The organism is Micrococcus sp. R8502A1 (assembly GCF_006704135.1).
GTDB classification, from domain to species: Bacteria; Actinomycetota; Actinomycetes; order Actinomycetales; family Micrococcaceae; genus Micrococcus; species Micrococcus luteus.
In genome coordinates this window covers 1-6,541 of record NZ_VIGS01000083.1, presented here as the reverse complement: position 1 = coordinate 6,541, position 6,541 = coordinate 1, and the positions used below count along the sequence as shown (strand labels likewise).

Below are 6,541 nucleotides of genomic sequence, written 5' to 3'. Positions count from 1 at the left end.
ATTGTTGCTTCCTAGCTTGCGGGGTGGCTGCGGAGCGGCACACATGGCCGCTCGTCGGCAGCCGCAGATTTGTATAGGAGACGGGGCCGGGCCGGCGTCCGGCGCGGGGTCCGGGACGGGGCACGCGGGCGGGAACGTGGCACGCACCGCCGCGGCCAGGGCGGCGGCGACGCGCGGGCGGTCGGCGCGGTCGCAGCGGACCTCGAGCAGACGCCGGCCGCGCACCGGGTCGGACAGGGCCCGGACGAGGTCGACGCGGTCGGTGACCCGCGTGTGCGGGAGGCCGTACGCGGCGGCCAGGGCGGCCAGGTCCACGCCGTGCGGGGTGCCGAAGAGCCGTTCGACGGGGTCCGCCATGCCGGGCGCCTCGGCCACGGCCCCGTGTTCGAGGCTCGCGAAGATCGCCCCGCCGTCGTCGTTGACGACCACGAGGTCGAGGTCCGGCTCGGTCTCGGTGGGGCCCACGAGCAGGCCGCCCGCCTCGTGCAGGGCGGTGAGGTCGCCGAGCAGGGCCACGGTCCGCCGTCCGCGCGCCAGTGCGACGCCCGCGGCCGTGGAGACGGTCCCGTCGATCCCGGCGAGCCCGCGGTTGGCGTACACCTCCGCGTCCGGCGCCGAGGGGGGCCGCCAGGTCAGGTCCACGTCCCGGATCACCGAGGACGAGCCCAGCACGAGCGGACCCCGGACCATGGCGGCGCTCACGTGCGCCACCGTCTGCGGGCTGAGCCGGTCGCCGGCGTCGGTGGTGACGAGCGCGTCCTCCACGGCGGCCTGGGCGCGCATCGAGGCGTGCTGCCACGCGGCGAGCCAGCCGGGCTCGCCCTGCCCGGCGAAGGCGGCGAGCTCCTCGAGGGTCTCCACGGGCGTCTCCCGGCGCCGGCCCGGCTCGAACCATGGTGCGGGCTCGGGGGCGTGCAGGGCCGTGGCGACGTCGGGGCGGGCCAGCAGGGCGTTGACCGTCCGGGTGAGCGTGGGCCGGCCGAACAGCACGACCCGTTCGATGCGGGCGGCCAGAGGGTGTGCGTCCGCGTCGCGCCCGCCGGCCGCGCCCAGCAGGAGCGGATAGGCGGCGATGGCGTTGGCGGAGAACCGCGCGTTCGAGGACGGCTCGGCCAGCAGGGGCAGGCCCAGGGACAGCGCGAAGGCCGCGGCCACGGGGCCGGCACCGTGGCAGGCCAGCACGACGGTGCGCCGCTGGTCCAGGCGGGCGACGTCCAGCTCGGGCAGCCCCGAGAGCACCGCCCCGGGCGCCCGGTAGGTCGACGCGGCGGGGGCCGGGCTCGCGCCGGTCGGGGCGACGGCCGGAGCAGGGGTGTGCGGCGCCGCGGCGGCGCCCATGGCGGCCGCCTCCTCAGGGCTCGGCACGAGCGGGTCGCGGAAGTGCAGGTTCAGGTGGACCGGCCCGGCCGGGGCCTCTGCCATCGTCACCGGACCGGGCGCGCCGTCGTCGGAACCGGCCTCGGCGACGACCCCCTCGGCCGCCAGCAGGGCCCGGCGCACGGTGGCCCGCACGTGGCGCAGATGCTGCTCGGCATCCACGCCGTCGGCGGCGTCGCAGCCGAGGGAGGCGGCATGGCGGACGTGCGTGCCGAACACGCCCCTCTGGTCCGTGGTCTGGTTCGCGCCGGTGCCGTGCAGCTCGGGCGGACGATCCGCGGTCAGCGCGATCACGCGCGTGCCGGCGTGGATGGACTCCATCAGGGCGGGCAGCAGGTTCCCGACGGCGGTGCCCGAGGTGGTCAGCACGCCCACCGGGCGCCCCGAGGCCAGCGAGAGCCCGTGGGCGAGGAAGCCGGCCGAGCGCTCGTCCACCCGCACGTGCAGGCGGACCTCGCCGGCGCGCTCGAGGGCCGCGAGCGCGTAAGCCAGCGGGGCGGAGCGGGAGCCGGGGCAGACCACCGCGTCCCGCATGCCGGCGTCGATCAGGGCGGTGGCGACGGCGCGCGCCACGGAGAGGGAGTCGACGGAGGTCATGGTGGCCACCAGTCTAGGCCCGGGCGCGGACGGGCCCCGGACGCGGCGAGGCCGCCACGGTGACGCGGTGGCGCCGGCCGTGACGGCCTCGTCGAGGGTCCTCGCGGAGGCGGGGGTCAGCCCTTCGGGCCCTTGCCGTTGCCGTTGCCCTTGCCGTTGCCGTTGCCGTTGCCCTTGCCCTTGTTGCCCTTCTCCTTGCCGGCGCCCTTGCCGATGCCGTTGTTCCCGGTGGCGTTGAACACCTGGACGACGCACGGACGCGGGGCCGCGACCTTGTCGCCCACCTGGACCGGGCCAGTCGGGCTCAGGAAGTCCGGGAAGTAGGAGGTGTGCGCGCCCCAGGTGCCGTCCTCGCCCGGGTGCTGGACGTTGACGAACACGGAGTTGTCGCGGTCGTGGATCACGGGGCCGCAGGTCTCGGCGTCGCGGGGGACGGCGAGGAACTGCTGGACGCGGCCGCGCTCGGCGCCGTCGAGGGTGACCTTGTGCAGCGCGTCGGCGTAGCCGATGGTGCCGGGCTGGCCGTCGGTGGAGATCCAGAGGTTGCCCTCGGAGTCGAACGCCAGGTTGTCCGGGCAGGAGATCGGGGAGACCTTCTCCTTCGGGTAGCCGGCGAAGTAGGCCGAGGAGGAGACCGCCGGGTCGCCGGCGAGCAGCAGGATGACCCAGGTGAAGGTGGTGGAGGTGTGATCCCCGCCCCGCTCGGTGATCTCGATGACGTGGCCGTCGCGGTTGCCGATGACCGGGTTGGCCTCGTCCACGGCGGTGCGCTTGGTGTTGTTGGTCAGGGCCGCGTAGACCTTGCCGGTGACCGGGTTGGTCTCGACGTCCTCCGGGCGGTCCATCTTGGTGGCGCCCATCTTGTCTGCCGCGAGGCGGGTGTAGACGAGGACCTCGGCCAGGGACATGCCCGGGACGAAGGACGTCTTCTCGTCGGCCAGGGCGATCCACTCGCCGGAGCCGTCGAAGGCGCCGTCCGAGGGCAGGGTGCCCTTGCCGTCGATCTGGGCGGCCGGGGAGTCGCCGGAGAACTTGGCCACGTAGAGGGTGCCCTTGTCCATCAGGCGCATGTTGTGCTTCTTGTCGCCCTCGCGGACCTTCTCGGCGGAGACGAACTTGTACAGGTAGTCGTGGCGCTCGTCGTCGCCGGAGTAGACCACGGCGTGGCCGGACGGGGAGATCACGGCGGTGCCGGCCTCGTGCTTGAAGCGGCCCAGGAGGGTGTGCTTCACGGGCGTGGAGGTCGGGTCCTCGGGGTCGATCTCGACGACCCAGCCGAAGCGGTTGGCCTCGTTCTCGTAGCCGGGCTTGGTCAGGTCGAAGCGGTCGTGGACCTTCTCCCAGCCGCGGCTGGTGGCGGAGGCGGAGATGCCGTAGCGCTTCTCCTCGGCCGTGCCGCGGCCCTTGAAGTACTGGTTGAAGTTCTCCTCGCCGGAGAGCACGGTGCCCCACGGGGTGGTGCCGCCGGCGCAGTTGTTCAGGGTGCCCAGCACGCGGGTGCCGGTCGGGTCCTCGACGGTCGTGAGCAGCGCGTGGCCGGCGGCCGGGCCGCGGACCTCGAACTCGGTGGTGCCGGTGATGCGGCGGTTGCGACGGCCGCCGCGGACGTACTCCCACGGGGCGCCGCGCTTGGCGCGCTTGAGGTCCACGATCGACAGGCCGTGGGCCTGGAGGCCGACGTTGACGACGTCCTCGAAGTTCGAGGCGATGTACTCCGGGGAGAACATGATGTTCTCGTTCGTGTACTCGTGGTTGGAGACGAGGTAGCCGGAGCGGTCGTTGCCGCCGTCGGTGATGATGTTCAGGTAGTCGTTGTTGTAGCCGAACTGGGCGGCCTGCGACGCACCGGTCTGGTGCTCGATGTCGAACTCCGGGGAGTCGGCGAACAGCGGGTCGCCCCAGCGGATCACGGTGCCCCAGTCGTAGCCCTCCGGCACGGTCATGGTGTCCACGGTGCGGGTCACCGGGGCGATGGGCTCGAAGGGGAGCTTGCCGCCGCCGGTCGGGCGCCGGCCGTTGTCTGCGAGCGCCTCGGGGGCCTGGGCCACCTGGGAGCCGATGACGACGGCGGCGGCGAGGCCGGTGCCGCCGACCAGGGCGGAGCGGCGCGAGATGGCGGTCTCCGCGATCTGCTGGAAGGTCGGGTTCGCCGAGGTGTTGGGCACCGGGTGGGCGCACGCGTTGCCGCACTTGAGCTCGCACGTGACGGCGGAGCGGTTGCCACGGGTGTGGCCGGCCATGGGGAGGAGGCGCTTCAGCATGACGGGGTCCTTCGCGTCGTGGGGATGGTTCGGGGTCCGGTGCCGGGCCGGAGGCGACCCCGGGGGTGAGGCCGGCCGGGGCTGCCATCACCTTGGCCCCTCGCTCCGAGCGGCGAGCCACGCCCAGGTGGCCGCGAGTTGAACTCTTCCCGGCCGCCGGATTTCGTCCCGTTGACGTGCTGTAATCCGGCTCACATTCCCCGCGTCGACGGGGACCGGGCGGGCCCGTCAGCCCTGCGCGGCCAGCACCGCGTGGGCCGCGCGCAGGCGGTCGGCCCACCACGCCTGCCGCGCCCCGTCCGCCCGGACGCGGTCGAGCAGCTCCGGGTCGGGGGCGGGGGCCCGCTCCCCCGGTGCCGGGAGGGCCCCCGCGCGTGGGCGCCAGGCCGGGGCGACGACGTCGTGCTCGAAGAGGGCCGCGGTGCCGAGCCCGCATGCGTGCGGCAGGGACGGCAGGCAGGCGGCGAGCGCGGCGCCGCCGGCAATGCCCACGGAGGTGTCCAGCGCTGAGGAGACCACCGCGGGCAGCCCCGCGGCCGCCACGATCGCCGCGGCCCGGCGCACGCCCCCGAGCGGCTGGACCTTCACCACGATCAGGTCCGCGGCGCCGGCGGCCGCGACGGCGAGGGGGTCCTCGGCCTTGCGGACCGCCTCGTCCGCGGCGATCGGGGTGGGGACGCCCCGGGCGCGCAGCTCCGCGCGGACCTCCGCGAGGTCGGTGATGCCGGGCACGGGCTGCTCGGCGTACTCGAGGCCGACGTCGGCCAGCGCGGTGAGCACGTCGACGGCCTCGGCGGGCGTCCAGCCGGCGTTGGCGTCGACGCGGACCTGCGCGTGGGGCAGCAGCGCGCGCACCCGCCGCACGCGGGCCAGGTCGGCCTCGCGGCCGCCGGGGACGAGACCGCCCTCGGGTCCGTGCTCGGCCACCTTGACCTTGACCGCGGTGATGCCGTCGCCGTAGCGGGCCAGGACGGCCTCGACGTCGTCCGCGGCCACCGCGGGCACGGTGGCGTTGACGGGGACGGTCTGGCGGACCGGGCCGGGCCAGCCCTGCCAGCCGGCCTCGATCGCGGCGGCCAGCCACGCGGCGCACTCGTGCGGACCGTACTCCGGGAACGGGGAGAACTCGGCCCAGCCCGCCGGGCCGCGCAGCAGCAGGGCGTGACGGAGGTCCGTGCCGCGGAACCGCACGCGCATCGGCAGGGCGACCGCGACGGCGTCGGCCAGCAGCTCCTCGACGCTCGGCAGGGCGGGACCGCCCGGCGCGCCGGGCAGCGGGGGCAGGGCGGGGGCGGTGCTCATGCGGCCAGTGTAGGAAGGGCGCTCGGCTCCCGTTCCGACGGGCGCCGGCGGGGTGGGACTGTCTGTGTCGGCGCCGACGCTCAGACGGCGCGGAGGTAGCCGAGGGCTCGGGCCAGGTCCACGGCGCGGTCGTGGGCGCCGAGCACCCCCTCCAGGCCGGCGACGACGGCGGCCGTCACCTCCTCGGTGAGATGCCAGTCGGCGGTGAACGGGTCGTCGAAGCGCGCCCACGCCGTGCCCACGGCCGCGAGCGCGCGGGTCATCTCGGTGAGGTCCCGGAAGACCGGTCGCGGCTCGTCCAGGCGGTCCTCCCAGCCCTCGTCTCCCGGGGCCATGAGCACCTGGCCGGTGGAGGCCGCGTGGATGAACGGGTCGGCGCCCTGCTTGGCCACCACGGTCCAGTCGTCGTTCCAGTCCACCAGCAGCGCACCGGTTCGGGGGTTCCACCGGTAGCCGGCCTGCTCGTCCCACAGGCGGTCCAGCGGGAAGAACATCACAGGCAGGCCGAGGGTGTCGATCTCCAGCCACTCCGGTCCCACGTAGCGGTAGAAGTCGGCCAGGTCCGGGGCGAGGGGCTCCTCGGCGGCCCACTCGATGGGCTCCTGCCGGCTCAGCCGGCCGAAGGGGGCCAGGGCGTCCCGGGCGGCCAGCAGGTCCTCGGCCGAGAGACGGGGCCGGGCGCCCGGCTCGACGCCCGGGCCGTGAGCCGAGCCGGTGGAGTCGCGGAGGGCCGGGCGATGTCCGTGGGCGGGGGGCACGCGGGTCATGGCCCCAGGCTAGGCAGGCGGCTCAGGGGCGCGGAGGACGGGACGGCGACGGGGGCGTGGCCTGCCCAAGAATCCTGCCAGACGGGTTGGCGGCCGGGAAAAATGAAAACCATCCCCCCCCCCCCCCCCCCCCCCCGGCCCCCCCCCCCCCCCCCCCCCCCCCCCCCCCCCCCCCCCCCCCCCCCCCCCCCCCCCCCCCCCCCCCCCCCCCCCCCCCCCCCCCCCCCCCCCCCCCCC

4 protein-coding genes are annotated in these 6,541 nt (G+C 75.5%); all 4 read right to left on the bottom strand.

Annotated features, from left to right (window positions below; all coding sequences use genetic code 11):
• A partial coding sequence (menD, locus tag FLM69_RS10875) for a 2-succinyl-5-enolpyruvyl-6-hydroxy-3-cyclohexene-1-carboxylic-acid synthase (RefSeq protein WP_255502836.1) occupies positions 1-1,974 on the bottom strand: 1,974 nt, incomplete at its 3' end.
• Positions 1,975-2,090: 116 nt separating this feature from the next.
• A complete protein-coding gene (locus FLM69_RS10870; RefSeq protein WP_141844216.1) occupies positions 2,091-4,235 on the bottom strand; it encodes a PhoX family phosphatase in 2,145 nt (714 codons plus the stop codon).
• A 228-nt stretch (positions 4,236-4,463) separates the two neighbouring features.
• Positions 4,464-5,537 (bottom strand): o-succinylbenzoate synthase, encoded by a 1,074-nt coding sequence (locus FLM69_RS10865; RefSeq protein ID WP_134415775.1) that lies wholly within the window; start codon positions 5,535-5,537, stop codon positions 4,464-4,466.
• Between the two features lie 80 nt (positions 5,538-5,617).
• On the bottom strand, positions 5,618-6,304 hold the full coding sequence (locus tag FLM69_RS10860) for a hypothetical protein (protein WP_036317999.1): 687 nt from the start codon (positions 6,302-6,304) through the stop codon (positions 5,618-5,620).
• Positions 6,305-6,541: the final 237 nt, after the last annotated feature.

Coding starts and splice junctions, on each gene's coding strand:
- FLM69_RS10870 (WP_141844216.1), bottom strand. CDS start 4,235: ATGCTGAAGCGCCTCCTCCCCATGGCCGGCCACACCCGTGGCAACCGC.
- FLM69_RS10865 (WP_134415775.1), bottom strand. CDS start 5,537: ATGAGCACCGCCCCCGCCCTGCCCCCGCTGCCCGGCGCGCCGGGCGGT.
- FLM69_RS10860 (WP_036317999.1), bottom strand. CDS start 6,304: ATGACCCGCGTGCCCCCCGCCCACGGACATCGCCCGGCCCTCCGCGAC.